This window comes from Bradyrhizobium sp. USDA 326 (assembly GCF_049739485.1).
Lineage (GTDB): Bacteria > Pseudomonadota > Alphaproteobacteria > Rhizobiales > Xanthobacteraceae > Bradyrhizobium.
Map to the genome: position 1 here is coordinate 6,085,684 of NZ_JBMGQA010000001.1, position 25,105 is coordinate 6,110,788.

General features: G+C 64.7%; 24 protein-coding genes and 1 pseudogene. 11 read left to right on the top strand and 14 right to left on the bottom strand.

Going from position 1 to position 25,105, the window contains the following annotated elements; genetic code table 11:
* The first annotated feature begins 31 nt into the window (after positions 1-31).
* The 3 genes from mltG to gmk all read left to right on the top strand — a co-directional run bounded on the left by mltG (position 32) and on the right by gmk (position 2,970).
* Complete coding sequence (gene mltG / locus ABIG06_RS28505) at positions 32-1,306, top strand: endolytic transglycosylase MltG (RefSeq protein WP_124158884.1); 1,275 nt, start codon at positions 32-34, stop codon at positions 1,304-1,306.
* A 113-nt stretch (positions 1,307-1,419) separates the two neighbouring features.
* Positions 1,420-2,307 (top strand): YicC/YloC family endoribonuclease, encoded by an 888-nt coding sequence (locus tag ABIG06_RS28510; RefSeq protein WP_370139434.1) that lies wholly within the window; start codon positions 1,420-1,422, stop codon positions 2,305-2,307.
* A gap of 3 nt (positions 2,308-2,310) precedes the next feature.
* A complete protein-coding gene (gene gmk, locus ABIG06_RS28515) occupies positions 2,311-2,970 on the top strand; it encodes a guanylate kinase (protein WP_124158886.1) in 660 nt (219 codons plus the stop codon).
* Here the strand turns inward: gmk and ABIG06_RS28520 are convergent.
* Positions 2,903-4,126, bottom strand: a complete 1,224-nt coding sequence (locus ABIG06_RS28520; protein ID WP_370139435.1) for a hypothetical protein — start codon at positions 4,124-4,126, stop codon at positions 2,903-2,905. The two genes, gmk and ABIG06_RS28520, sit on opposite strands and share 68 nt — an antisense overlap.
* Before the next feature lie 776 nt (positions 4,127-4,902).
* Here ABIG06_RS28520 and ABIG06_RS28525 point away from each other — a divergent pair.
* Positions 4,903-5,886 carry an ABC transporter substrate-binding protein gene (locus ABIG06_RS28525; protein ID WP_124158888.1) on the top strand — a complete coding sequence of 328 codons (984 nt, stop codon included), beginning with the start codon at positions 4,903-4,905 and terminating at the stop codon, positions 5,884-5,886.
* 78 nt (positions 5,887-5,964) lie between these two features.
* Here the strand turns inward: ABIG06_RS28525 and ABIG06_RS28530 are convergent, their stop codons facing one another.
* Positions 5,965-6,960: a dienelactone hydrolase family protein gene (locus tag ABIG06_RS28530; protein WP_370139436.1), complete on the bottom strand. Its 996-nt coding sequence runs from the start codon at positions 6,958-6,960 to the stop codon at positions 5,965-5,967.
* Positions 6,961-7,285: 325 nt separating this feature from the next.
* On the opposite strand from ABIG06_RS28530, the gene ABIG06_RS28535 reads away from it, so the two are divergent.
* Entirely contained in the window at positions 7,286-7,900 is a 615-nt protein-coding gene (locus ABIG06_RS28535) for a cupin (protein WP_370139437.1), read from the top strand.
* A gap of 73 nt (positions 7,901-7,973) precedes the next feature.
* Positions 7,974-8,294, top strand: coding sequence for a low affinity iron permease family protein (locus tag ABIG06_RS28540; RefSeq protein WP_124159079.1), 321 nt, complete (start codon positions 7,974-7,976; stop codon positions 8,292-8,294).
* Between the two features lie 20 nt (positions 8,295-8,314).
* Here the strand turns inward: ABIG06_RS28540 and ABIG06_RS28545 are convergent, their stop codons facing one another.
* On the bottom strand, positions 8,315-9,016 hold the full coding sequence (locus ABIG06_RS28545) for a Crp/Fnr family transcriptional regulator (protein WP_124158891.1): 702 nt from the start codon (positions 9,014-9,016) through the stop codon (positions 8,315-8,317).
* A gap of 16 nt (positions 9,017-9,032) precedes the next feature.
* Positions 9,033-9,269, bottom strand: coding sequence for a hypothetical protein (locus ABIG06_RS28550; RefSeq protein WP_124158892.1), 237 nt, complete (start codon positions 9,267-9,269; stop codon positions 9,033-9,035).
* Between the two features lie 154 nt (positions 9,270-9,423).
* On the opposite strand from ABIG06_RS28550, the gene ABIG06_RS28555 reads away from it, so the two are divergent.
* Positions 9,424-10,161 (top strand): Crp/Fnr family transcriptional regulator, encoded by a 738-nt coding sequence (locus ABIG06_RS28555; protein WP_124158893.1) that lies wholly within the window; start codon positions 9,424-9,426, stop codon positions 10,159-10,161.
* Positions 10,162-10,172: 11 nt separating this feature from the next.
* Here ABIG06_RS28555 and ABIG06_RS28560 read toward each other — a convergent pair whose 3' ends face one another.
* The 9 genes from ABIG06_RS28560 to lptF form a co-directional block, all read right to left on the bottom strand.
* Complete coding sequence (locus ABIG06_RS28560) at positions 10,173-10,892, bottom strand: Crp/Fnr family transcriptional regulator (protein ID WP_124158894.1); 720 nt, start codon at positions 10,890-10,892, stop codon at positions 10,173-10,175.
* Positions 10,893-11,100: 208 nt separating this feature from the next.
* On the bottom strand, positions 11,101-11,337 hold the full coding sequence (locus ABIG06_RS28565; protein ID WP_370140926.1) for a hypothetical protein: 237 nt from the start codon (positions 11,335-11,337) through the stop codon (positions 11,101-11,103).
* Between the two features lie 74 nt (positions 11,338-11,411).
* Entirely contained in the window at positions 11,412-12,470 is a 1,059-nt protein-coding gene (locus ABIG06_RS28570) for an alcohol dehydrogenase (RefSeq protein WP_370139438.1), read from the bottom strand.
* A 25-nt stretch (positions 12,471-12,495) separates the two neighbouring features.
* Positions 12,496-13,350, bottom strand: coding sequence for a 16S rRNA (adenine(1518)-N(6)/adenine(1519)-N(6))-dimethyltransferase RsmA (gene rsmA / locus ABIG06_RS28575; RefSeq protein WP_370139439.1), 855 nt, complete (start codon positions 13,348-13,350; stop codon positions 12,496-12,498).
* Positions 13,350-14,387, bottom strand: a complete 1,038-nt coding sequence (pdxA, locus tag ABIG06_RS28580; protein WP_370139440.1) for a 4-hydroxythreonine-4-phosphate dehydrogenase PdxA — start codon at positions 14,385-14,387, stop codon at positions 13,350-13,352. The genes rsmA and pdxA overlap by 1 nt, the downstream gene beginning before the upstream one ends.
* Entirely contained in the window at positions 14,387-15,322 is a 936-nt protein-coding gene (locus ABIG06_RS28585; protein WP_370139441.1) for a peptidylprolyl isomerase, read from the bottom strand. Before ABIG06_RS28585 ends, pdxA begins: the two co-directional genes overlap by 1 nt.
* Positions 15,323-15,383: 61 nt before the next feature.
* Entirely contained in the window at positions 15,384-17,873 is a 2,490-nt protein-coding gene (locus ABIG06_RS28590) for an LPS-assembly protein LptD (protein ID WP_199751341.1), read from the bottom strand.
* Positions 17,873-18,970, bottom strand: coding sequence for an LPS export ABC transporter permease LptG (gene lptG / locus ABIG06_RS28595; protein WP_028178692.1), 1,098 nt, complete (start codon positions 18,968-18,970; stop codon positions 17,873-17,875). The genes ABIG06_RS28590 and lptG overlap by 1 nt, the downstream gene beginning before the upstream one ends.
* The gene (gene lptF, locus ABIG06_RS28600; protein WP_370139442.1) at positions 18,967-20,136 is read right to left on the bottom strand and encodes an LPS export ABC transporter permease LptF; all 1,170 of its coding nucleotides are present in this window, start codon (positions 20,134-20,136) and stop codon (positions 18,967-18,969) included. Before lptF ends, lptG begins: the two co-directional genes overlap by 4 nt.
* Before the next feature lie 338 nt (positions 20,137-20,474).
* On the opposite strand from lptF, the gene ABIG06_RS28605 reads away from it, so the two are divergent.
* The 3 genes from ABIG06_RS28605 to ABIG06_RS28615 all read left to right on the top strand — a co-directional run bounded on the left by ABIG06_RS28605 (position 20,475) and on the right by ABIG06_RS28615 (position 23,085).
* Positions 20,475-21,974, top strand: coding sequence for a leucyl aminopeptidase (locus ABIG06_RS28605; RefSeq protein ID WP_370139443.1), 1,500 nt, complete (start codon positions 20,475-20,477; stop codon positions 21,972-21,974).
* Between the two features lie 6 nt (positions 21,975-21,980).
* A complete protein-coding gene (locus ABIG06_RS28610) occupies positions 21,981-22,451 on the top strand; it encodes a DNA polymerase III subunit chi (protein ID WP_424578450.1) in 471 nt (156 codons plus the stop codon).
* A 148-nt stretch (positions 22,452-22,599) separates the two neighbouring features.
* Positions 22,600-23,085 carry a hypothetical protein gene (locus tag ABIG06_RS28615; RefSeq protein ID WP_370140927.1) on the top strand — a complete coding sequence of 162 codons (486 nt, stop codon included), beginning with the start codon at positions 22,600-22,602 and terminating at the stop codon, positions 23,083-23,085.
* A 42-nt stretch (positions 23,086-23,127) separates the two neighbouring features.
* Here ABIG06_RS28615 and ABIG06_RS28620 read toward each other — a convergent pair whose 3' ends face one another.
* Entirely contained in the window at positions 23,128-23,916 is a 789-nt protein-coding gene (locus ABIG06_RS28620) for a class I SAM-dependent methyltransferase (RefSeq protein ID WP_124158904.1), read from the bottom strand.
* Between the two features lie 189 nt (positions 23,917-24,105).
* On the opposite strand from ABIG06_RS28620, the pseudogene ABIG06_RS28625 reads away from it, so the two are divergent.
* Positions 24,106-25,072: pseudogene (locus ABIG06_RS28625) on the top strand (tripartite tricarboxylate transporter substrate binding protein BugD).
* Positions 25,073-25,105: the final 33 nt, after the last annotated feature.

Genomic DNA, 25,105 nt, shown 5'->3' on the forward strand with positions numbered 1-25,105 from the left:
CGATTGAACCGGCAGGATTCAGGTTGTCTCGATGAGTGAAAGGCCGCCCATTTCACCCCGGAGTCCGCGGGCCGCGCTCGAGCCCGAGCAGCTCCCGCCGCCGCCCAGGCGATCGGACCGCGCGCGCAATCCGCTCGTGATCGTCGGCAACGCCATCATCACTCTTCTGCTGATCACCATGCTCGGCGCCGGCGGCGTCTATTATTACGGCCGCCAGATGCTCGAGGCGCCGGGACCGCTGAAGGACGACAAGATCGTCAACATCCCGCAACGCGCGGGCAAGCGTGACATCGCCGAGACGCTGAACCGGGAAGGCGTGACCGACGTCAATCCCTGGGTGTTCATCGCCAGCGTTGCCGCGTTGAAGGCGAGTTCGGACCTCAAGCCGGGTGAATATTCCTTCCAGAAGAACGCATCGCTGCGCGACGTCATCGCCACCATCGTCGAGGGCAAGGTGGTGCAGCATTCCGTCACGATTCCGGAAGGCCTGACCTCCGAGCAGATCGTGGCGCGGCTGTCCGACAACGACATTTTCACCGGCAGCGTGCGCGAGCTGCCGCGCGAAGGCACGCTGTTGCCGGAGACCTACAAATTCCCGCGCGGCACCCCGCGCGAGCAGGTGGTCCAGCGCATGCAGCAGGCGCACAAGCGCGTGCTGGCCGAGATCTGGGAGCGCCGCAATCCGGACATTCCGGTCAAGACGCCGGAGCAGCTGGTCACGCTGGCGTCCATCATCGAGAAGGAAACCGGCAAGCCCGACGAGCGCAGCCGCGTCGCCGCGGTGTTCGTCAACCGATTGAAGCAGAGGATCAAGCTGCAATCCGACCCGACGATCATCTATGGCCTCGTCGGCGGCAAGGGCACGCTGGGCCGCCCGATCAAGCGCAGCGAGATCACGCAGCCTTCGCCCTACAACACCTATGTGATCGACGGCCTGCCGCCGGGCCCGATTTCCAATCCGGGCCGCGCCTCGCTCGAGGCTGCCGCCAACCCGGCCCGCACCCGCGATCTCTATTTCGTCGCCGACGGCACCGGCGGGCATGCCTTCACCGAAACCTACGACGCGCACCAGAAGAACGTTGCGAAACTGCGCGCGATGGAGAAGCAGATTCAGAATGACACGGTCGAGCCGGCCGAGGAGGCGCAGCCGCCGGCGGCCAGCGCGCCGGCTGCCGCCGACACGCCGACCGCGACCACGCCGGCGCGGCCGAGCCAGCAGAGAAAGCCGCCGGCCACGCGCCCCGCCAATCCCGCGCCGGCCCGACAGGGCGCGGTGCAGTCCTCGCCGCCGGTGGTCCAGCGCTAGGCTTGCGGAGCTTGCCTGCGGACATTGCGGATTCCACTTTCCGGCAAAATAGTCTTAAGATTCGCGTGGCTTGATAGCCTCGCGAATCCCGTGTTCCTGGAGAATCTGAACCGATGGCGCTGTCGTCCATGACCGGCTTTGCCCGAAGCCACGGCGCGAGCGGGCCGTACACGTTCGAATGGGAATTGAAATCCGTCAACGCCAAGGGCTTTGACCTCAGGGTGCGGCTGCCGCAGGGGTTCGAGGAGCTGGAGGCCCATGCCAAGAAGCGCGCCGGTGAGCTTCTGTCGCGCGGAACTGTCTACGCCAATCTCAACGTCAAGCGCACCAATGCGGCCGCCACGGTCCGCATCAACGAGGACGTGCTCAATGCGGTCCTCAAGGCCGCCGCGCTGATTTCCGGGAAGGTCGACGCGGTGGCGCCGAGCATCGACGGCCTGCTCGCCATCAAGGGCGTGGTCGAGATCGCCGAGCCCGAGGGCGACGAGGAGGAGGACAAGGCCGCGCGTGCCGCTGCGGCCGAAGCCTTCGACAAGGCGCTCGCCGACCTCGTCGAGATGCGCAGGCGCGAGGGGATTTCGCTCGGGCAGATCCTGACCCAGCGTGTCGACGAGATCGAGCAGCTTGCGAGCAAGGCGGAAGCTGCGCCGGGCCGCAAGCCGGAGGCGATTAAGGCGAAGCTCGCCGAGCAGATTGCAGCCCTGCTCGACACCTCCGACCGTTTCGATTCCGACCGCCTGATGCAGGAGGCGATCCTGATCGCGACCAAGGCCGATATCCGCGAGGAGCTCGACCGCATCGCCTCGCACATCGCGCAGGCGCGCGAGCTGATCGGCAAGGGCGGCCCGATGGGGCGCAAGCTCGACTTCCTGGCGCAGGAGTTTCACCGCGAGGTCAACACCTGCTGCTCGAAGTCGAACGACATCGAGCTGACCAACACGGGGCTGGCCATGAAGAACGTGGTCGAGCAGTTCCGCGAGCAGGTCCAGAATCTGGAGTGATCGATGACGACGGGCGGTCACGGAACTGACGGTGTCGAGCGGCGCGGATTGATGTTCGTGCTGTCCTCGCCCTCGGGCGCGGGCAAGACGACACTGTCGCGTCTGCTGATCGAGCGGATGCCGGGCTTGAAAATGTCGGTCTCGGCGACCACGCGGCCGATGCGCCCGGGTGAGGTCAACGGCAAGGACTATACCTTCGTCGACAAGGCCACGTTCGATGCCATGGTGAAGGCCGACGAGCTCCTGGAATGGGCGACGGTGTTTGACAACAGCTACGGCACGCCGCGTGGTCCTGTCGAGGCGGCGCTGTCGGCCGGGCAGGACGTGCTGTTCGACATCGACTGGCAGGGCACGCAGCAATTGAAGCACAAGGCCCGCGAGGACGTCGTCAGCGTCTTCATCCTGCCGCCCTCGGCGGCCGATCTCGAGAAGCGGCTGCATTCGCGGGCGCAGGATTCCGACGAGGTGATCCGCAAGCGCATGAGCCGCGCCAGCCACGAGATGAGCCACTGGGCCGAGTACGACTACATCGTGATCAACCACGACGTCGACGAGGCCTTCTCCGAGGTGCAGTCGATCCTGAAGGCCGAACGCCTCAAGCGCGAGCGGCGGATTGGCCTCGTAGGCTTCGTGCGAAGTTTGCAAGGTCAGCTTCAAGGTTAGGCCGCGACAGGCGCGGCCCTTCCTTCGCCAGCTGTTCGAGCATCGTCGTGATGACCTCGATGTCGACGGCATCGGCGTCACGACCTGCCGGCGCGTCATCGCGATTCTCGCCGATCTCGTTGGCGGCGCGCCGGGGAGCTGTGGCCACGGACTCGATTTTCTTGTCGACCGCCTTCGTCTCGACCTTGTCTCTTCTGATCCCGATAGGTTCGGCCGGGGTGGCGGCACGTTGCCTCCGCGCGTCGATCAGCTCCATCTCGCGGCCGATCGCGGCGAGTTTCGTCGTTTGCTTTTTCGGTTGCGGACGTACCGCGTCGAAGTCGATGGGGTGCAGCGGCTGGGTGTCGGCCGGCGCTGAAGGGAGCCAGGGCGCACGGCCTCCGTCCTGGTCCTGCATCTCCCGATCGCCCCAGTGTCCGTGACGGTCGGCGGATTGGCGGCGGACGCGCGCGCCGGCGAAACGGTAGATGACGCTGCCGAGCATTCCGGCGAGCGCCAGTGCGCCGCCGATCACGAGCAGCAGCGTCTGGAGCGAGCCGGTCGGCTTGTCGGCCGTGCCGTCTGCGGCAGCAAGCGCAACCGGGGAGGGAGATTTTGACGGCTTTGCGCCCGGCTGCGCGGGTGCTGCGACGACGGTTGGTGCCGGCGGCGCAGGCGGAGCGGAGGCTGCGGAGACATCGGGCCAGGGCGTAGCGGCAGCGGGTTGCTGCGCGTTGCCGTCAGCGGTCTGCTCCGCGGCTTGTTGTACCGGCGTCGGGGCGGCAGCTTGCGCGGGCGCGTTCGGCGTCTTCTGGGCGGCGGCGCCGCTCCGCGGCGTCAGATATTCGGCGCGCGCGTCCTGCGGCGCGTGCTGCTGCGGCGCCGGCGCATCTGTCGTCGGAGTATCGCTCGTGGTCTGCGCGGTCTGGGCGGTTTTGACGCTGTCCTTGTCGCCGGCGGCACGCAGGTACCAGCATTGCCGCTTGGTCGTGCGTTCGAGGCGGTAGTACCAGTGCTGTCCCTGTGGCGCGGCGCCTTTTGGTGCTGTGAGGCAGTCGGAGGCTGCGCTGACAGCGCTCGATGGGGTCGGCGCGTTCTGCGACACGGCAGCCAGTGGTGTGCCGGCAATGATGCTGCCAACAAGCGCAGATATGAATTTTGCGGTTCGGTTGCCCATCCTGGTCTCCCGGTTACGCATGACGCAACTTTCAACCAGCCCTTTCTCGTCAAAGAGTTGGGTGGCAATGAGCCGCAAATCCGGAGAGGATGTGGCTTGAATCGGGCCTGCGGCGCGCTCGTTCCGCGGCGATGTCAGGCTTTTTCAGTCTTACTGCTTGGCTGACCTCCAGGTTCCGCCGCAGTCGTCGGAGCGATGCCACGTGCCGACGGAAAGCGGCGTGATATATGCCGTGCGATGCGGCCTGTCCATTCGAACCGGCGAGCGGACATACCGTCGCGATCTCGCGGCGTGTGTCGCCGGCGATTGCTGTCGGTCCGGCCCGATGGAGGCCAAAGGGCGCAGCGCCACTGACGCACGACGATAGGCTACGGGTCACCCGGACGCGGGGACGCGCTCGCCTCGGCCGCCGCGTGTGGCCTGGGGCGGACATTCTCTTCGGAGGGCAATCGTGCTTTCTGAAAAAGATCTTCCCCGGTGTTCATTCACAATGAGTGCGCAATCTGTTCTCCTGGTCGCCTGTCGGAATCGTGCAAGAATTCGTAGTTGAGGACGTCTCCGAGACGAGATCCGACAGAGCGAACCGCCATTGCGCGGAGGCAGAAATGTCGTCTAGCAATACCTTTCGCCGGTGCCGCCGCCGGCGTCTATGATCAAGCGGTGCTTGCGTTCATGGAGCAGCATTAGCGGACAACTCGTAGCAACCTGTGTTTCACGTCGGTTGGATCGTGCTCCAATGCGGTCCGCAGCTCAGCCAAACGTGGTGAGGTGATCGAATGAAACGCCGCGAATTCATCACGCTTCTCGGAAGCGCTGCTGCAGCATGGCCACTAACCTCGCGCGCGCAGCGACGCAAACCGAACCCGCGCGTCGGCGTTCTCTGGCATGCCGCCGACGCCAAGCAGGAAGAGGAATATCTGGTCGTCCTGACCAAGGCATTTCAGGAGCTTGGTTACGTCGACGGCAAGAATATCCAACTGGTGCACCGCTTTCCTGCCGAGCAGCCGGAACGATTTCGCACCCTGGCGCAGGAACTTGCCGAAGGCAAAGTCGATGTGATTGTCGCCGTGACGGGACTTGGCGCCAGGGAGGCTAAGCGAGCGACCAGCACTATTCCCATCGTACTTGTCGCGGACCCGGATCCGGTCGGCAGGGGGCTGGTCGAGAGCCTCGCGCGTCCTGGTGGCAATGTGACCGGACTTTCACTGATGACCGTTGATCTCTCCGGCAAGCGGCTTGCGCTGTTCAAGGAAATCGTTCCGAAATTGACCCGCCTGGCCCTCGTGCTCGATCCGCGAGAGCCGTCTTCCAAGCCCACCGCCATCGCTAACGAAAGAGCGGGAGGAGCTGCGGGATGCCTGATAAAAGTGTTCGAAGTGACGACGGCGGATGAGATTGACCCGACCTTTTCGGTCATTGCACGCGAGAGCTTCGATGGCGCATTTGCTGTTGGGCCGCCGATGTACAATGAACGGGTACAGGTGGGTGCCTCAGCCATGGCGCACAAGGTGCCGACAATTGCATCAAACGCTGAACAGGTCCCTTACGGCCTGCTGCTCTCCTATGGACCGGATTTTCCCGATCATTTCCGGCGGGCGGTCGGCTATGTCGACAGGATCCTGAAAGGCGCAAAGCCCGGCGATCTGCCCATAGAGCAGCCGACTCGTCTCAAGCTGGTCATCAATCTGAAGACCGCGAAAGCACTCGGTCTCACCGTTCCGCATTCGCTGCTGGCCACGGCCGACCAGGTCATCGAGTGACGCCTCGGGAGTCCGGCTCTGGCCATCAGCGAACTGGCAACACCCTCCACGATATGCAGCAATGACGCTGATCTGGCTCTACGGCAGGATTCGTTGAAGGAAGGAGATCATATCAGCGATCGATCGAGCGCGAACCGCAGCGTCAAACCCCATCCAATAGCCGGGCGCTGCGGCGAGGCAGGCACCAAAGGCGGCTGGATCGAATGGCTTCGGCTCGCCATCGATTAGCGAGACCGGCCGCTTCGGTCCAAGCAGGATGAACGGACATTTTTTCGTGCTGACGAGGTCCGGGTAGAAGCGGGCAGTAGCGAGATCGGGGACTGTCCAGGCATGGTAGGCGCCTGGATAAATTACAGTCTGGATCGGAGCGGGCGCACCGGCGACGCGGGCGTAGACCAAGTAATTCTCAATCTTTGTCACCGGCAGATTATCGTCCTTTTCGCCCAGCAGCATCAGCACCGGGGAGCCAGTATAGGCGCCCGGTCCCGCAATCGCGCCAAAAGTTCCGCCAGGATAGAATGCGACGTGGGCGGCAAACCGGTTTGGTCCGGGATTGAGCGCCGATCGCAGTGCCTCCATTGCTGCAAGATGGGCTACTTCAGCGCCATACGAGAACCCGATGATCGCAATGTGCCTCGCGTCGATCCGGTTTTCGGCGGAAAGAAAGCGCAGCGCGGCATATGCATCCGCAACGCCAATAGGCAGATAGCCAGGTGATCCCTGCAGTGCTGTGCCCGTGGTTCCGCGCGCAGCAAAACTGTCATAGGTCAATGTGGCGAAGCCTGCCTTGCGCAATCCGGCGGCGACATAACCCTCGTTCGCGTTGCGATAGCCGGCGAGTGTGTGCACGACGATGACGGCGGGGTAGTGATCCTTGGTCTGTTCGGGAAACGCGAGGATAGCCTTGATCGTCACCGGCCCCGTCGTCGCCTCTTGCGCCAAAAGCTGGCGCATGTCGCCATAGGTGGCGGATTGAAACGTGATTGTGGTCGTGCCTGGCTGCGACGTCTGACAATGTCCAGTCGCCGTTCCATATGCGAACGCCGCCATCACTAAGCACAAGATGCGGTACATCGAGGGTGCCTTTGCTTCGCGTTGCTCGGACAAACTACTCAGCCGGTTCTGCGAAAGCCACCTCCGTTCTTGGCATCGAGCTGAATAACTCGAGAGCCGCCGCTATGGCAGCGGGCGGGAGTTGGGACATACCAAGATTGTAGGGTTGACCGCGGCTTGTGGCCCAAGGTCCACCACCCGCCGTCAAAATTGCTGGGCAGACACACTTCTTGATCCTGCTCTACGTGTCCGCGTGCAATGTCCCCTGTTAGCCCTCCCGATCAGGCCCGTTCCACCTCGAAACTTCTCGCCCCCGTCGTCGTTGAATCGCGGCTGAGGAGCAAGCATGCCGGTCAAGGATCAGATCAAGAACTTTGCCAGGAAGCTCGTTGAAGAGCATCCCGATGCGGCGACGCTGCGGGCGCTGGTGCGGGCGCGGAAACCGACAGCCATCCATTTTCGCGACGATGGCATCGTGCCGAACAATCCGAAACTTTCGGCGCTGCTTTATCGCGGGGCGGTAAAGCTGAAGGGCCGGCGTTTTCCGCCCGAGGTCATCATCGACACGCTGTTCGCCTCGAATGGCTGGGGCCGGTCGTGGCGCGACACCGTATACGACTTCGTTCATTATCATTCGCAAATCCACGAAGTGATGGGCGTGGCGCGCGGCACGGCCAGGATCGAGTGCGGCGGCATCAAGGGCCGCATCCTCAATGTGAAAGCCGGTGACGTTCTGGTCCTGCCCGCGGGCACGGGACACCGGTTGATCGAGTCCAGCCGGGACTTTCTTGTAGTCGGAGCGTACCCGCAGGAGGGCACGTACGACGAGTGCACGGATACGCGGGAGCGTCCCGATGCCGTCAAGCGCATCGCCAAGGTTCGCAAGCCGAAGACAGATCCTGTCCTCGGACCCGGCGGGGCGCTGGTCCAACACTGGCGGACGCAGCCGCCGCGATCGTGAAGGATTGGATGCGCGCGTGCCGACGCATCCCGGCTTCTCCGGGAACGCCGGCGCTCCAGGCGAGTTGCCGCACATGTCTCTTCCGAAGTCAAAAGGCTGGCTCACCGAGATCGGCGTCGCCACCTCGCGCCCGGCCGCGTTCGCCGTTTACGTGGTCTATGGCATCGCCTGGATCACGCTGGGCAACGGACTCGAATGGCACTCGTTCGCGACGCTGGCGACATGGGGCATGACGCTGGTGATCCAGCGCGCCGAGCACCGCGACACCCAGGCGATTCACGCCAAGCTCGACGAGCTGCTCAAGGCCGCTGGCCGCGACGAACTGATGAAGGTGGATGACGAGGACGCCGAGGAGGTCGAGACCCAGCGGGAGGAAATTCGACGCACGAGCTAGCGCATCGTATGCCGGCTCGCTCAGCTCAGATAGTCTGGCCTGAAGTCCGCAAGCTTGCGCAGCTCGTCGGGCTGGAGCAGCTCGATCTCGCTGCCTTCCCATGCAATCAGCCCGCGATGCCTCAGCTCCTGGATGGTGCGATTGACGTGGACGATCGAGAGCCCGCAGGCGTCCGCAACGTGCCGCTGCGTCATCGGCATCTGGAAACTGCCGTCCTTGACGAGGCCGACGACCTCCAGCCTTGCTGAGATCTCGCAGATGAGATGCGCGACCTTGGGCAGTGCCGCCTGTGCGCCGAGGCGCGCGATCCATTGCCGCGAGATCGCCGCGTCGATCAGCGTCTCGCGCCAGAAGGCGCGAGTCAGGTGGATCGAACCGTCGAGAAGCTGGCGCAGCTGGTTGTGCGCGACGGTGCCGACGATGGTCGGGCCGAGCCCGACGAGGTCCGCATCCAGCGACGAGACCAGCAGCGTGTGCAGGCACGGCATGTCGCCGGGAACGTGGAAGGCAAGGATCTGGCTGCGATCGCCGACGATACGTGCCTGGTAGAGGAAGCCGCTGACGACGAAGACGCAGCGTGAGGCGGCCTCACCCTGGCGCAGCACGATCTCGCCATCCGCGACCTGGCGCAGCGTGGACGGCAAGCCTGCGATCTGCCGGCGTTCGTCCTCGGACAGGCCTTCGATCGCCTGGAGACGCGCGATGAACTTCGGATGCGGCATGAGACGAGTGGCGTGCTCAGACGTCCCGCCGGGACGCCACGAGCAGGCGCCGCGAGAGTCTTGCGATGGTCCGATCCGAGACCGGCACCGAGCGGAACTCGCGAATGGCGCGGGCCAGCTCCTGATCCGACATCGGGCGGGCCGGCTCCTGCAGCGTTCCCTTGAGGAGGGCGTCGCTGATGCTGTCGAGGTGCCCGCCCGTGTCAGATGCGAACAGCACGCGGATGCGCTCCAGGATGGTCGTAGGGCTCATGAGAAATCCGGCTCGGTCCGAGATTGGGATGTGTGGCTGCGATCCGGTACGTCGCAGGCCGATTAGCAACCTGTGCTTCCAACCAGCGTTCTAGTCCGCTGAATGCAAGCCGGACGTATCAATTGATAGAACCGGCGCGATTTTTGGCGGCCACATGGAAAACGCGCACGACGTACTGATCCGGAACCTTTCCGAGCATACCGCTCTGGCAGAGGAGGACATCGCGGAAATCCGCGCGCTCACCTTCACGCAGCGCGATTTGGAACCTAACGAGGATTTCATCCGCCAGGGCGACGAACCCGAACATTCGGTGCTGGTCGTCTCGGGCATGGTCGCGCGCTACCACCTGCTCGGGAGCGGCCGGCGGCAGTATCTGGCGTTCCATCTCATCGGCGACCTTCCGGATGCGCAGGGATTGTTCATCGACCAGATGGACCACGGATTGAGTGCGCTGGGGGCGGCCACAGTCGCCTTCATCCCGCATCGCGAATTGTTCATCGCCTTCCGGCGGCGGCCAACCTTCGCGCTGGCCGTCTGGCGCGAGACGCTGCTCGATGCCGCGATCTTTCGCGAGGCCATCACCAACAACAGCGCCCGGCCGATGCAGGCGCGCATGGCGCACCTGTTCTGCGAGCTGTTCTACCGCGCCCGCGCGGCGCAGCTGGTCCGCGGCAATCGCTGCCGCGTGCCCATCAGCCTGGCCCAGCTCGGCGAGGCGCTGGGCATGGCGATCGCGACGGTGAACCGGACGCTCGCCGACCTCAGGCGGAGTGGAGCCATGGACCTGCGCGAGGGCGAGCTGATCGTGTCGAAATGGCGTGAATTGCAGCGGCTCGGGGATTTCAGCCCGGTCTATCTGCACCAGAAGCGACAGTCGCCGCCGCGTGCGTGAGACGAAGGGCACTAGCCCTCTGCAGTTGCCGCTGCGCCCCGCACCTCGTCGAAATACTTGTTCACCCAATTTTTGCAACAGCAGGCTCTTGCTTCGAGCGCCGACGCGTCGAGGATCAGGATGGCGCCGCGGCGGGTCGCGAGGATACGCCTCGCCTTGAGCATCTGGATGACGCGGCTGGCATAGCTGCGGGAGACGCCCAGCATGCCGGCGAGCTGCTCGTGGGTGAGAGGGATCTCGGCTCCGCCGATATGTTCCTGCGCCGAGATGATCCACTTGGCTGCGCGCTGCTCGATCGAATGCGCGGCGTTGCAGGCCGCAGCCTGCAGCAGCTGCGCGAACTGGCAGTCGGCATAGCGCGAGAAGACCTCATGGAGCGTGGGCGACCTCTGCTGCGCCTGCTCGAACGCCCGCAGCGGCAGCCGAAGAAGGGTGCCGCCGAGCTTCACGACGATGCGCGAATAGGCGATCGAAACGGTGCGGCCGGGGGCAATGCCCACCGCACCCTCACGCCCCACCAGCAGGCTTTCGACCTCGCGATCGTCCTCGACCGGCACGGCGAACGACACGAGTGCGGGACCACAGGGAAAATGGACCGCCGCGACGCCGTCGCCGGCGTGGTGCAGGATGTGGCTCGCCTCGACCTCGACCGGCTGAAGGTGAGGCGCGAGCAGCTCAAAATCTTGAGGGGGGAGCTGCCGGAGCAGATCGTTCTGGGGCCGACCGGTCACAATGTGTTCTCTTGGGCGGGCCGGAATCGGCGCCAGCGGGAAACCTACGTTTCCGCGGAGGAACCGACGGTTCCAAAGTGCACACAACGGACGTCAGCGCGTTGAAAATTTGGCCTCGGCTTGCCGGGCTTCCGGAGATTGCCGGCATCATCGCGGCTTCAAGCCCGAACACCGCCGGAACGGCGCGTCCGAGGGGCGACGACGATCGTCAGCCGAAGTGCGCTCCGCGGTCTCGCAACGATCGGTCTTGTGCCGCAGCCGCGCGGTAGGCGTCGATCGCCTTGTTGGCAAGCATCAACTGCCGGCGTTCGCCGGTTCGAAGCTGGGCTTCGATGGCATCGAGCAGGAAATTCGCGCTCGCGTCAGGCGGGCCGAGCTCGCCGCTCTTTTCCAGGCAGCTCCAGGCGATGAAGAATGCGCTTTCAACGGTGCAACGGATCGACATGCGCTGCCAACGCAGCGCAGCCGAAGGCGTTCCGTGCGGCGGGCCAGACTTGCGTCGTGCCCGCCGCGCTTCCGTCAGTTTGTCAGCACGATGCGGCCGACGACCTTGCCGGCACGCAATTCGTCGATCCATTTCTGCACGTCGCCCATCGGCTCCTCGCGCATCGGCGTCGGCTTGATCTTGCCGGCGCGTGCCAGCGCCATCAGCTCGTGAGCCTCGCTGAGCGTGCCGACCATGAAACCTTCGATGGTCATGCGCTTGTAGACCCATTGCACCATCGGCAGCGTGAACTGGCCGCCCATCAGGCCGGAGACGACGATCTTGCCGCCGCGCGCAGCGACGGCAACCGCGAACGCCATCGACTTCTCATTTCCGGCGAAATCGACGATTTCGTCGAAGCCGCCCTCGGTCTCCTTGAGGATGCGCTTGATGACATCAGGCTCGGCCGGGTCATAGGCGACAGCCGCGCCGTTCTTCAGCGCGGTGTCGCGCGCGGCCGGTGAGAGGTCGGCGACCGTGATCGGCTGCTTGAACATCGCCTGCGCGAACGACAGGCCCATCATGCCGACGCCGCCGAGGCCGATCAGCAAGAGGTTGCGCTGGCGCGGACGGTCGACCAGTCGTTTGAGCGCGCCGTAGGCGGTGACGCCGGAGCACATCAAGGTCGCGGCCTGGTTGACGGGGAGGGGATCGTAGTCGAGCAGATATTTGGCGTCGGGCACCAGCACGTGGGTGGCGAAGCCGCCGTCGATGGAGACGCCGAGGAAGCGCTGCTTGACGCAGAGGTTCTCGTCGCCGTTCCGGCAATCGCGGCACTGGCCGCAGCCGATCCACGGGAAGACGGCTTTCTTGGCGCCGACGAGGCCGGCGGCTACGTCCGGGCCGACTTCGTCGACGACGCCGGCGATCTCGTGACCGAGCGTGAAGGGCAGCGTCATGCCGCGCGTGGTGTCGAGCTTCTTGCCACCGCCGAGATCGGCATAGCCGTCCTGGATGTGGAGATCGGAGTGGCAGAGGCCGCAGCGCTCGATGCGGACGAGGACCTCGCGGCCTTGCGGTTTGGGCGTTTCCACGATGGTCTCGCACAGCGGCGCATCGAACTTGACCAGGGATTGCCGACGCATCAACGCCATATTCCTTCCTCCGAAATTCTGATTGTCACGTTTCGCTGCGTATATCCGCCAATTCACGCGCCATGGCAACAAAGCCGGCAATCGGGATGGTCTCGGCGCGCCGCGTCGCATCGACGCCGGCGGCGCTCGCCAGCCGCGCGGGATCGACGCCGAGCGACTTCAGGCTTTGCCGCAGCATCTTGCGGCGCTGGCCGAACGCAGCAGCGGCGACCTGCTCGAGCAGCCTGCGATCGCAGGGCAACGGCTCCGGACGCGGCACGAGGCGCACGACGGAGGAGGTGACCTTGGGCGGCGGCACGAAGGCGGACGGCGCAATGTCGAACAGGATCCTGGTCTCGCAGCGCCAGTTGGCGAGCACGCCGAGCCGGCCATAGGCCTCCTCGTCCTCGCGCGCGACGATGCGCTCGCCGACCTCGCGCTGGAACATCAGGACCATCATCTCGTACCAGGGCGGCCAGGGGTCGATGGTGAGCCAGTTGATGAGAAGCTGGGTCGCGATGTTGTAGGGCAGGTTGGCGACGATTTTTGCGCGTTCGCCCGAGAGCAGGGGGCGCGGATCGAACGTCATGGCGTCGCCATGCACGATCTCGAGCCGGCCGGGATAGCGCGCCGAAATATCCTGCAAGGCGGGGATCGCGCGCTCATCATGCTCGATGGCGATGACGCGGCGGGCGCCGAGCGCGAGCAGCGCCCGCGTCAGCCCGCCCGGGCCCGGGCCGATCTCGACGATCGTTGCCTCGTCCAGCGGCGCGGCCGCACGCGCGATGCGTGCGGTCAGATTGAGGTCGAGCAGGAAGTTTTGGCCGAGCGATTTCCTGGCCGATAGCGCATGCTGGCGAATGACCTCGCGCAGCGGCGGGAGGTCATCGATCGCGCCCATCAGCTTTGCGAAGCGGCCATGCGGCTCGCAAGCTTGAGCGCCGCGATCAGGCTCGCCGGATTGGCCTTGCCCGTCCCGGCGATGTCGAAGGCAGTGCCGTGGTCGGGCGAGGTGCGGATGAAGGGCAGGCCGAGGGTGACGTTGACGGCATCGTCGAAGGCGACCGTCTTGATCGGGATCAGCGCCTGGTCGTGATACATGCAGACCGCGCAGTCATAGGTCTGTCGCGCGGCCTCGTGGAACATGGTGTCGGCGGGCAAGGGGCCCCTGGCCTCGATGCCGTCGTTGCGCAGCACCTTCAGCGCCGGGGCGATGACGGTCTGCTCCTCGTGGCCGAGCGATCCGTCTTCGCCGGCATGCGGATTGAGGCCGGAGATCGCGATGCGCGGCTTTGCGATACCGAAGCGGGATTTCAGTTCGGTGGCGACGATGCGTACGGTCGAGACGATCAGCGCGCTCGTGAGCTGGGCCAGCGCATCGCGCATCGCGACGTGGATGGTCACGGGCACCACGGCGAGCTGCGGCGACCACAGCATCATCACCGGCTGCGGCACGCGGCCGTTCTCTGCGGCAAGCTCGGCGAGGAATTCGGTGTGGCCGGGATGGCGGAAGCCGGCGCGGTAGAGCACGCTCTTGGCGATCGGGTTGGTGACCACGGCGCCGGCGCGGCCTGCGCGCACATCGACGATTGCCTGCCGGATCGAGGCGAGCGCTGCCGGCGCGCTGGATGCGTCGGGCTTGCCGGGCTCGGCGGTCGCGCGCTCGCCGGTCGCGACCACGGGCAGGGCATCGGTGAAGGCGGAAGCGGCCTCACTGGGGCTCACCGCGGCGATCCTGATGTCGGCGCCGAGCGCTTTGGTGCGCTGCGCGATCAGCGCCTCGTCGCCGAGCAGGTAGAAGGCGGGCAGGTTCAGCTCACGGCGCCTCAGCCAAGCCGCGATCGTGATATCGGGGCCGATACCGGCGGGCTCGCCCAGGGTCAGGGCAAGAGGCTTGGCTGCGGACCTGGCGGAAGGCTCTGAGGGGGGCTTGGCCATCAGCGGTTGCGATATTCGATCATCGCCGACTTGCGGAGCTCGTCGAGATAGGCCTTCTGGGTCTTCTCGTACTTCTCCTGATACATCTTCTCGCGGACCTCGCGCTTCTTCGGCGTGTCGATCATGGTCGGCTTGCGCGAGCACAGCACCACCATCTCGATGCCAGCCTTGGTCACCTCCGGCGCGGTCAGGTGGCCGATCGGGGTGTCGTCGAGCACCTTGCGCAGCGGCTCGGGCAGCTCCGCGGTGGTCTTGGTGACGGTGTCGCGGATGGTCGCGTTCGGTGTCGAGCGGAACAGCGAATTGGCCTCCTCGCAGCTCCCGACGCGCGCGCGATAGGTCTCGGCTTCCTTCTTCCGTGTTTCCAGGAACGCAGCGGACGAGCCGCGCGGCACTATCAGCACGATCGGCTGCATCTTGTATTCGGTGCCCTCGACCTGGAGCTTCTCGCCGGTCTGGGCCTGTACGGCCTGCGCGACGTCGCGCTCGCCGACCTGGAGGCGCTCCTTGTAGCGGCCGCGCACCAGGCTGGTCCAGACCATCTCGGCCTTCATGCGGCCCTTCAGCGTCTCGGGGCGGACGCCCTTGGATTCGAGAGACTTGGTGAGCTGATCCGGCGTGATGCGCATGCGCTGCGCCATGCCTTCATAGGATTGGTTGATGTCGGAGACGCCGGGGTCGACACCGTACTTCTTGCCTTCCTTGAGCTTCACCTTGTCGTCGATCAGCTCGTTGATGACCTCCTGCCGGCTCGGCGTCTTCTGCGTCGTCAGCTGGTCGAGCTTGGAGCGCTGCTCGATGTCGAAATCGGTGATCGGATCGCCATTGACCATGACGACGATGTTCTGCGCGCGCGACGGCGAGGGCAGGGCGGTCAGCATCAGCCCCGCACCGAGGGCGAGAAGGAGGCGGAAGACAGTCGATGGGATCGTCATGATGTCGCTCGCAGGTCAGCCGCGTCGTGATGAGGCAAACGCGGCCGGCACTTCAAACCGTTCACTGGAGGCCGGTGGGACCGCTGGTTGTCGACGAGTTTGCCAGCGTGCGCAGGCCGATTTGGAACATGAACGCGTGGCTCAGCACGGGCGGTGCGTTGCCCGCCGAATAGCTATACGAAGTTACATAGTTCGCCGCCAGCACGAAGCAATCGTCGACATAGCCGGCCCCGACCACATACTGGTTGATCTTGTTGGCCTCGAGGTCCCAGCGCGCCGAGCCCGACACCACCCAATTGGTCGCGATCTTCAGCGAGCCCGTGGTCAGGATGCCTTCGCGGCGCGTCAGATAGCCGAGCTCCGGCTGCGCTGCGTAATTGCCGTACAGCATGCTGACCGACCAGCGATTGAAGTTGGCGCGGCCTTCCGCCTCGAAGCGCTGCACGTTCCAGGTCTGCTCGTCCATGCGGGAGCGGACGCTGAACGTGTAGGTGCTGTTGGGCGAGTAGCTGGCGCCTGCGACGTAATCGGACCGCGGCTTGTCGAGTCCGGAATCCAGGCCGGTATTGATGGTGTCCTGGACCGCGAAGGAGTTCAGGCCGAACAGCTGGTAGGACTGGCCGAACAGCACCTTGACGGCGCCGCCCTGGTCGAACTGCGTGGTGGACTGTACGCCGACATTGGCGCGGCCACCGCCCTCGACGCGGTCGTAGCCGGAGAACTTGTCGACGCTGAACAGGTTCGAGGTGTCGAACACCATGCTCTGGGCGTCCTCGTTCGGCAGCTTGCCGGCATAGGTCTCGTTCGGGCGGATGATGATCTGCGCGATCGGCTCGACGGTGGTCGAGCCCCAGGGCTGAATGTTGATGAAGGGATAGCGGTACTCCAGGCCGACGGTCGGCATCAGGCGGAACGCCTGGGTGTCGCCGACGGGCAGGTAATTCGCCACGCCGGGCTGGTTGGAGACCGAGGAGTTGATCGCGTCGGCGCGCAGGCTGGCGAACGGCGTCCAGATCTGGCCGAGCGGATCGGTGAAGGATTTGCGCCACTGCGCCTCCGCCGTGAGGCGGGTATAGGTGCCGGGGAAGCCGCGCAGCAGGCACTGCGAGGGCGTACGGGCCAGCGGATCGGCCGACGCCGTGGTGCACAGGCTGCTCGTGTTGGCGACCGTCGTGATCGGATCGAACACCGCCTCGTCACGGGACAGGTTCACGAAATTGGTCTTGTAGCTGAACTCGCCGCCGAACACGGGATAGTTGAGCACGTTGGAGTAGTCGATCACCGGATAGACGATCGGCACCTGGCTCTGGTTACCTGAATAGCTCAGCCAGTACATCGTGCGCGCATCGAAGAAGCTGCGGTTGCCGACGCCGGTCAAATAGAGCTGCGACAGCGCTTCCGTCGGCAGAAGCAGGAACGAGCCGAGCGGATCGCGGTACTGATAGAGCCGGTAGTCCGAGAAGAAATAATAGTCGGACATCAGGACGCCGTCCCAGCCCCAGACCCATTTGTCGTTCAATGCGAACTGACCCTTGGTGTCGATGGCGCCGCGGAAGTCGCGGTCGCCGGGCTGCCCGGCAAACGCTCCGGGATCGAGCTGGTTGATGCCGTACGCGCGGATCTGGTAGGCGCCGTCGATCAGGCGCTGGCGGAATTCGCCCTGCAGCAGCACGCCTTGCCGCGACAGGAAGCGCGGGGTGAAGGTTGCGTCCATGTCGGGCGCGATCGCCCAATAATAGGGAACCTCGACGCCATAGCCCGTATTATCGGTGCCGGCAATATAACCCGGCATCAGGAAGCCGCTCTTCCGCTTCACGGTCGGGTCGGGCGTCGAGAAGTAAGGCATGTAGGCGAGCGGCACGCCGAAGAATTCGAGCTGTGCGGTCTCGAAATACAGCATCTTCTCCTGCTGGTCGTGGATGATGCGCGCGCCCTTGACCTGCCACAGCGGTGGCTTCTTCGGATCGTCCTTACACGGCGCGCAGGCCGTGTAGACGCCGTTCTCGAACACCGTGTAGTTGCCGCTGGATCGGTCGGCGCGGCTCGCGGCCATGCGGGTCTCGTCGGCCGTGTCCACCCGCAGCGAATCGACGAACCCGTCGCGGTAATCGTCGGAGAGATCCAGGATCTCGGCATAGGTGATCTTGCCGTCGGCATCCGTCATGCGAATGTTGCCTTCGGCATGCAGCCGCTTGGTCTTCTGGTCGTAGATGACCCTGTCGGCTTCGACGCTGGTGCCGTTGTAGAACAGCTGGACGTTACCGACCGCGGAGACGCGCGAATTGTTGTAGTCGTAGTCGACCTCGGTCGCTTGAACCAGCATCTGGTTGTCGTTGGCGACCTTCGGCGGCTTCGCACGCGGCGGCCGCGGATTGTAGGTGAAGCTCTGGGCATGGGCCGGTGCCACGGCGGCAACGTCGATCAGCCCGCCGAGCGAGGACGCCGCGACGACAGCAATCAGGAGCCTGCGAATGGACCAGCCGCACTCGTTCGCGCGCACCAACGTGCGTCGCGTCAAACGAGACACGAGCCCTCGGTGGACGGCAGTCACTATCCGTCCTCCTGATAGAGCAAGGCCAAAAAGCCGGTGAGGCCGCCCACCACAACGGGCAACCACGCCGCAGCGATCGGATGCATCAACTCAGCCTTGCTCAAATCCTCAGTTACTTTCGACAGAACGTAGAGCAGAAAGCCTGCGCCCACGCCACTCAAAACCATCTTCTGCACGCCGCCCATCCGGAAGAAGCGCAACGACACGGAGGCCGCGAGCATCACCATGGCAGCAAGCAAAAACGGCTGTGCCAGAAGCTTCTGATACTGGAGTCGGTAACCGGCTGTCGCGAAGCCCGAGCTTTCGGATGAGCGGATGTAGCTCGGTAGTTGCCAAAAAGACACAGTCTCGGGTGTGGAAAAGCTGTTGCGGACCTGCGCCTCGGTCAGCGTGGTCGGAATCTCCAGGCTGGCCTGCTCGATCGGCGGCGCGTCCAGCGAGAAGCGGCGGACGCCCTTGAACAGCCAACGGCCGGCCTCGAGCGTCGCCTCGCGCGCCTCGACTCGTTCCTTGAAGTGCTGGTCCGGGTCAAACCGGAACAGCGTGAGCCCCGTGAGCCGGATGCCCTGCTGCTCGCTCCGCGCCGCATTGATGATCGTCTGGCCATCGCTGGTCACCTGATTGAGCCAGAAGCCTGAGGCGTCCTGGATGCCGCCGCCGGGCGCCGAGCCGAACAGCTCGGCTTCCATGCGCTTGGACGCCTCGCGCAGATTGGCCGACATCGGATTGTAGGCGACGGTGGCGATCACACCGATCAAGAGCGCGCTGCCGAGCGCCGGCGAGATGAACTGCCATGCCGAGATGCCGGCGGCGCGCGCCACCACGAGCTCGAGCCGGCGGGAGAGGGCGAGATAGCAGGTCATGGCGCCGATCAGCATGCAGAACGGCGTCAGCTTCTCCAGCAGCTGCGGCACCCGGAACAGCGAGGTCTCGGCCACCATGATCGCGGAGGCGGATGCGAGGCCCGAGGTCTTGCGCACCATCTCGATGTAGTCGACCAGCACCAGCAGCAGGAAGATGCTGGCGAACACGCCGAGCGCCGCCACCACGAAGCGGCCGGCGAAATAGCGCCCGAGTGTGTTGGTGAGCATGCTCATGCGGCGGCCGGGCGTCCGAACAGCCGCGCGATCCGTGCGTTCGACCTGTTGATGGCCTCCATCAGGCCAGGGGGCGGCTCGACCACGACGCCGCCGACAATCATCCACAACCCGAGGCCGATGGCGCCCATGACCATCGCATATTGGACCAGCACCGCGCCCGAAGATTTCACCGCCATCACCGAGCAGGCGAAGCCGGCCATGCGCAGGCCGAACACCGCGAGGATCGAGGAGCTGATCGAGAAATTGCGGCTCTGGCGGGTGGTGCGAGGCGCCCCCAGGAAGGCGAAGGTCAGTACCGCAAAGGCGAAGGGATAGATCGGCGCCAAGATGCTGTCGTGCAGGGCCGAACGGAACTGGCCGGGAATCTGCTTGTAGACGGGATCGTCCTCGGACGGCGAGAACAGCTCCCAGAGATAGCGTTCGCGGATGCCGAGGGTGACGTCGCGGCCCTGGCCCGAGAACTTCGACATGTCGAAGCCGTAGCGGCCGAAGGCCACAAGCGCTGGATCGCGCTTGCCCGCCTCGAAGCGCTGGAGATTGCCTGTCTCCAGCACCAGGAACGAGCCGGTGTCGTTCTTCACGACCTCGCCATGCTCGGCCACGATCGAGACGCGTTCCTTCGGATCGCGGCGGTCGTCGATGAAGATGCCGGCGAGGATGCCGCCGGGCAGGCGCTCGCGGATCCGGATCGTGAGGTTCTTGTCGAGCTGGGCGAAGCGGCCGGGCTGGAGGATGTTGGTGAGCACGTCCGCGGTGATCTCGGCGTCCCACTGCTTGATCCGCCGCATGCCGTCGGGGGCGAGATAGGCCGCGATGAAGGCAACCAGCAGCGCCACCACGCAGGTGGCATAGAAGAACGGATAGAACAGCCGGAACGGCGAGAAGCCGGCGGCATTCATCACGATGATCTCGGAATCGGTCGCGAGCTTGTTCAGCGTGTGCGAGATCGCGATCATCAGCGCGATCGGCGAGATGATCAGGACGAGGGCGGGAATGACCAGACTGGTGATGCCGAGGAAGGTGAGGATGGTCTGACCCTGGCTCGTCATCAGGTCGATGCCGCGCAACGCCTGCGTAATCCAGATCACGCCGGTGAGGCTGACCAGGACCAGCGCAAACGACGCCAGCGTCGTGCGGAAAATATACCTATCGATCGACCCCATGCGCTACCGCACGAATCCCCATCAGCCCCGATGTCGACCAGAATTCCGGCTGTCCAACCAATCCCCGATCAGGGGATCCCCAAGGTTGGCCATCAGCTCTTCCGGCGGTTCACTTTCTCACTACCATCCCTTTGATCCGTCAACAAAATGGCTGCCCCGTGGCACCTTCACTTTGTGGTTAATATTTCGCAGGTTGTGGCCGGGCGGCCACGGCAGCGCTTGGCATCGGGCAGCCCGCTGGCCCATAGTAGGGCAAGCCTCAGTGAATCGCCGTTCAGCTTCGGCTGGGACCGGCACCGCCGAACGGCGAAAAGTTACATCCATTAAAGGAGTTATCTATGTCCGATGCCATCAAGGTCGGCTTTGTCCCCTTGTCTGCCGCCCCCCGTGGCATCCTGGTGGTGTTCTGCGATGACGGCCTGAAGCTCGGCCCGGGGGCGGCCAAGGCACTGGGTGGCGCTGTCGATCTTGTGAAGCGCGCGGCTGCTGCGGCCGCCTTCAAAGGTAAAACCGGGGCCGCGCTGGACATTCTGGCGCCGGAGGGGGTGAAGGCGACCCGGCTGATCGTGATCGGCGCCGGCAAGGCGACCGGCCTGAAGGCGAATGATTTCCTCAAATTCGGCGGGGTGGCAGCGAGCAAGCTGCCCGCTGGCACCAGCGCCATGACCATCGTGGCGGAGCTGCCCGGCGGCGCCATGACGAGCGAGCAGGCGGTGGCGATCGCCTCGGGCCTGCGCTTACGCACCTACAAGTTCGACCGTTACAAGACGAAGAAGAAGGAGGGCGAGGAGGGCGGCTCGCGCGCCGACGTCTCGCTCGCGGTTGGCGATCCCGGTGCCGCGAAGAAGGCGTTTGCCTCGGCCGCCCACGTCATCGACGGCGTGATCATCGCGCGCGACCTCGTCAACGAGCCGCCGAACGTGCTTTTCCCCGAGGAGTTCGCGCGCCGCGCCGGTCAGCTCCGCAAGCTTGGCGTCAAGGTCGAGGTGCTCGACGTCAAGGCGATGCAGAAGCTCGGCATGGGTGCGCTGCTCGGCGTCGGCCAGGGTTCGGCGCGGCCGAGCCGCACCGTGATCATGCGCTGGGACGGGGCCAGGAAGGGCGAGGCGCCGGTCGCTTTCGTCGGCAAGGGCGTCTGTTTCGACACCGGCGGCATCTCGATCAAGCCGGCCGGCAGCATGGAGGACATGAAGGGCGACATGGGAGGCGCGGCCTGCGTCGTCGGCCTGATGCATGCGCTCGCTGCGCGTAAAGCCAAGGTCAACGTCGTCGGCGCCATCGGTCTCGTCGAGAACATGCCCGACGGCAACGCCCAGCGGCCGGGCGACATCGTGACCTCGATGTCCGGTCAGACCATCGAGATCATCAATACCGACGCGGAAGGCCGCCTCGTGCTGGCCGACGTGCTCTGGTACGTCGCCAAGAAAGTGAAGCCGAAATTTATGGTGGATCTGGCGACGCTGACCGGCGCGATCATGGTTGCGCTCGGCACCGAGCACGCCGGCATGTTCTCCAACAATGATGAGCTCGCCGACCGGCTGCTCGTGGCCGGCGTCGAGAGTGGGGAGAAGGTCTGGCGGATGCCGCTCGGCCCCGAATACGACAAGCTGATCGATTCCCAGTTCGCCGACATGAAGAACACCGGCGGCCGCCATGGCGGCTCGATCACTGCGGCACAGTTCCTCCAGCGCTTCGTCGACGGTGTGCCCTGGGCGCATCTCGACATCGCGGGCACCGCTATGGGCGCGCCGAAGACCGACATCAACCAGAGCTGGGGAAGCGGCTATGGCGTCCGCCTGCTCGATCGGCTGGTCTCCGACCATTACGAGCGCAAATGACCTGAGATGACTGAAGTATTGTTCTACCATCTGCAAGACATGACGGTGGAGAATGTGTTGCCGCCGCTTCTCGAGAAATCGCTCGAGCGCGGCTGGCGCGTCGTGGTGCAGTCGAGCTCGGAGGAACGCGCCGATGCGCTCGACTCGCATTTGTGGACCTACCGCGACGATTCGTTCCTGCCGCACGCGACATGGCGGGTGAACGACGTTGCCGATCAGCCGATCGTGCTGGCGATCGAGGGGGGGAATCCAAATGGTGCCAATGTCCGCTTTCTGATCGACAATGCCGCGCTGCCGGAGGACCCGCATGGCTACGAGCGCATGGTGCTGCTGTTCGACGGCGACGATCCGGATGCGCTTGCGCTCGCCCGCGCGGCCTGGACCGATTGCAAGGCGCGGGGATTTGATGTCACCTACTGGCAGGCCGATGAGCGGGGCCGGTGGCAGAAGCGTGAATTAGCGGCCGTCAGCAATTAATGATAATTTGCAGTTTGTGAACGATGCTGGCTTTTGTCACCTTCGTGCCGCAAAGGGATGTTGGGACAATCGTTTAGGGCTGGTCCTTCAGGCGGGGAATTACTTTATCGTGCGACATCAAAAGCTTCCCGGCTCGCTCATGATTGCGTTGGCCGCCGTAGCACCGCTGGTTGCGGGCTGCTCAGGCGGCACTGATCTGCTGTCGAAGGACGCAGAATGGTTCCAGAAGCCGGGCCGTCTGTTCATCAAGAACATCTCGATCGAATCGCCGCCGCTCACACCTGACAAGCCGGTGGGAGCCGAGGACCTCGTCAGCGCCGACGGCGCCTGTCCCGGCATGGCGCCGCCTCCCGGGCCGGCCGACGCCAATGCGTCGACGACGGCCCCCGCTCCGATGGGCGGCACGGTCGCGCTCGGGCATACCGAATGCGACGTGGTGCGCGGCATCGGCGCGCCTTCGAACGTCAACCTGTCCACCGACGCCATCGGTCGACGCGTCGCCGTCGTCACCTGGACCACCGGCCCGCGCGCCGGCATCTACACGTTCACGGCCGGACGCCTGTCCTCGATCGAGGGCAATCCCGAGCCGCAGCCGGTGCCGAAGGCGACCAAGCCGAAGAAGAAGCACGCGTAGGCGGGCTCGATTGGCTCCCGACTGCGCGGACCGTCCAGGTCATCAAGCCTCTTTGCGCCCCTTCACTGCCGTGGCCGAGGCATGAACGGTGATAACGCCTGTCGCGCTTACCGGCAGTCGCGCCTGGAGCCGACGTTTGAGCTCCGCACCCTCGGCTTCCGATAGCTTTCCCACGATGCCCGTCGGGCTGCTCACGACCATGGAGAGCCAGTAGTCGTCAAAGTCGGAGAACGTCCGCTCGACCACCAGCTCGCGGGTTTCGATGTCACGCAGACCGAGCTCTGCCCAGAGCGCCTTCAGCGCCTCGAAACGCGAGATGTCCGCGCTCGGCGGGCGCGCTGCCGCGATGCCAAGTGCATCCAACTCCTCCCATAATGGTTGGGTGGGCGTGCCGCCGCGCAAAATGTCCCAGGTGTAGGACGCGACCAGGCCGCCTGGCTTGGTGACGCGGACCATTTCCGCGGCGCCTTTGCGCGGGTCGGGAACGAAGAACAACACCAGCGCCATCACCGCGATGTCGAAGCGGTTGGGCTCGTAGGGCAAGGCCATCGCATCGCCGATCGAGAGTTCGACCTGCTTTGCCGACAACTTTTCTCGCGCCGTCGCAATCTGCGCGTCGGAGGGATCGATCGCGCAAACCGACGAAGGGGCGGATCTTGCAACAAGGAGTTCGGTGAACGCGCCGTTGCCTGCACCGACATCCACCCAGGCCAGTCCCGGACGGGGCGCGAGCCAGTCGAGAAACAGATTGCCGGCGGATCGGCTCCAGGGCGCCATGAAGCGTTCGTAAGCCGCGCCGTCGGTGAATTTGATCGGTTCGGGTGACGACATCCGGGATCTCCTTGAAGATTGACGATTCAAAATATCCTTTGGCAAAAAAGTCAGCGCCTACGTCGTACCATGAAGCCGCATGACGTGCGATGTGCCGCAGCAGATGCGCCTCCAGCGTGCACCGCTTTCGTGATGGCCGCGCGTCCCGGAATGCGCTTGTATGGCGTCAACAACAATCCGGAGGAAACTATGCGGTTCATTGCCCTCGTATCAGCGCTGCTTCTGCCGCTCAGTGCGGCTGTCGCGCAGGACTATCCGATCCGGCCGATCACCATACTGGTTCCTTTCGCCGCGGGCGGACCGACCGACACCATCGCACGCCTGACCGCGGCCGGCATGGCGAAATCCCTGGGACAGCAGGTCATCGTCGAGAACGCGACCGGCGCCGGCGGCACGATCGGCTCGACCCGTGCTGCGCGCGCCCAGCCGGACGGTTACACGCTGCTGATCCATCATGTCGGCATCTCGACCGCCGCGACGCTGTACCGCAATTTGAGCTATGACACGAAGACGGCCTTTGCGCCGATCGGGCTCGTGACCAACGCGCCGATGACGATCATCGCGCGTTCCGATTTCCCGCCCAACACGCTCAAGGAACTGGTCGCCTACGCCCAGCAGCAAGGCGACAAGCTGACTTACGCCAACGCCGGGCTCGGCGCCGCATCACATTTGTGCGGCATGCTGTTCATGACCGCGATCCAGAAGCAGCTCACCACGGTGCCCTACAAGGGTAACGGTCCCATCATGAACGATCTGCTCGGCAAGCAGATCGATCTCACCTGCGACCAGGCGACGAACACCACCGGTCCGATCACGGCCAAGCAGGTCAAGGCCTACGCGATCACCACCAAGGAGCGGCTGAAGAGCCTGCCTGACCTGCCGACCGCCGACGAGGCCGGCCTCAAGGGTTTCGAGCTCGGCGTCTGGCACGGCCTCTACGCTCCCAAGGGCACGCCGCCCGCGATCGTTCAGAAGCTGACGGCGGCGCTCCAGACCGCTCTTAAGGATCCCGGCCTTGGTCGCACGGTTCAACGACATCAACACCGAGCCGGTGCCGCAGGACAAGGCGACGCCCGAGGCGCTCGGTGCGATGCTGAACAGCGAGATCGACCGCTGGGCGCCGATTATCAAGGCGGCGGGGCAGTATGCGGACTAAGCCAGCCGTAAGAACATGCAGCTCAGTGACTTG

Bases quoted from the DNA above. Each gene is read 5' to 3' on its own strand.
- ABIG06_RS28605 (WP_370139443.1), top strand. From the start codon at position 20,475: ATGTCCGATGCCATCAAGGTCGGCTTTGTCCCCTTGTCTGCCGCCCCC.
- pdxA (WP_370139440.1), bottom strand. From the start codon at position 14,387: ATGGCCAAGCCCCCCTCAGAGCCTTCCGCCAGGTCCGCAGCCAAGCCT.
- ABIG06_RS28585 (WP_370139441.1), bottom strand. From the start codon at position 15,322: ATGACGATCCCATCGACTGTCTTCCGCCTCCTTCTCGCCCTCGGTGCG.
- gmk (WP_124158886.1), top strand. From the start codon at position 2,311: ATGACGACGGGCGGTCACGGAACTGACGGTGTCGAGCGGCGCGGATTG.
- ABIG06_RS28550 (WP_124158892.1), bottom strand. From the start codon at position 9,269: ATGAGCCCTACGACCATCCTGGAGCGCATCCGCGTGCTGTTCGCATCT.
- ABIG06_RS28620 (WP_124158904.1), bottom strand. From the start codon at position 23,916: ATGTCGTCACCCGAACCGATCAAATTCACCGACGGCGCGGCTTACGAA.
- ABIG06_RS28520 (WP_370139435.1), bottom strand. From the start codon at position 4,126: ATGGGCAACCGAACCGCAAAATTCATATCTGCGCTTGTTGGCAGCATC.
- ABIG06_RS28530 (WP_370139436.1), bottom strand. From the start codon at position 6,960: ATGTACCGCATCTTGTGCTTAGTGATGGCGGCGTTCGCATATGGAACG.
- rsmA (WP_370139439.1), bottom strand. From the start codon at position 13,350: ATGGGCGCGATCGATGACCTCCCGCCGCTGCGCGAGGTCATTCGCCAG.
- ABIG06_RS28555 (WP_124158893.1), top strand. From the start codon at position 9,424: ATGGAAAACGCGCACGACGTACTGATCCGGAACCTTTCCGAGCATACC.
- ABIG06_RS28510 (WP_370139434.1), top strand. From the start codon at position 1,420: ATGGCGCTGTCGTCCATGACCGGCTTTGCCCGAAGCCACGGCGCGAGC.
- ABIG06_RS28570 (WP_370139438.1), bottom strand. From the start codon at position 12,470: ATGGCGTTGATGCGTCGGCAATCCCTGGTCAAGTTCGATGCGCCGCTG.
- ABIG06_RS28540 (WP_124159079.1), top strand. From the start codon at position 7,974: ATGTCTCTTCCGAAGTCAAAAGGCTGGCTCACCGAGATCGGCGTCGCC.
- ABIG06_RS28525 (WP_124158888.1), top strand. From the start codon at position 4,903: ATGAAACGCCGCGAATTCATCACGCTTCTCGGAAGCGCTGCTGCAGCA.
- ABIG06_RS28545 (WP_124158891.1), bottom strand. From the start codon at position 9,016: ATGCCGCATCCGAAGTTCATCGCGCGTCTCCAGGCGATCGAAGGCCTG.
- lptF (WP_370139442.1), bottom strand. From the start codon at position 20,136: ATGGGGTCGATCGATAGGTATATTTTCCGCACGACGCTGGCGTCGTTT.
- ABIG06_RS28565 (WP_370140926.1), bottom strand. From the start codon at position 11,337: ATGTCGATCCGTTGCACCGTTGAAAGCGCATTCTTCATCGCCTGGAGC.
- ABIG06_RS28535 (WP_370139437.1), top strand. From the start codon at position 7,286: ATGCCGGTCAAGGATCAGATCAAGAACTTTGCCAGGAAGCTCGTTGAA.
- mltG (WP_124158884.1), top strand. From the start codon at position 32: ATGAGTGAAAGGCCGCCCATTTCACCCCGGAGTCCGCGGGCCGCGCTC.
- ABIG06_RS28610 (WP_424578450.1), top strand. From the start codon at position 21,981: ATGACTGAAGTATTGTTCTACCATCTGCAAGACATGACGGTGGAGAAT.
- lptG (WP_028178692.1), bottom strand. From the start codon at position 18,970: ATGAGCATGCTCACCAACACACTCGGGCGCTATTTCGCCGGCCGCTTC.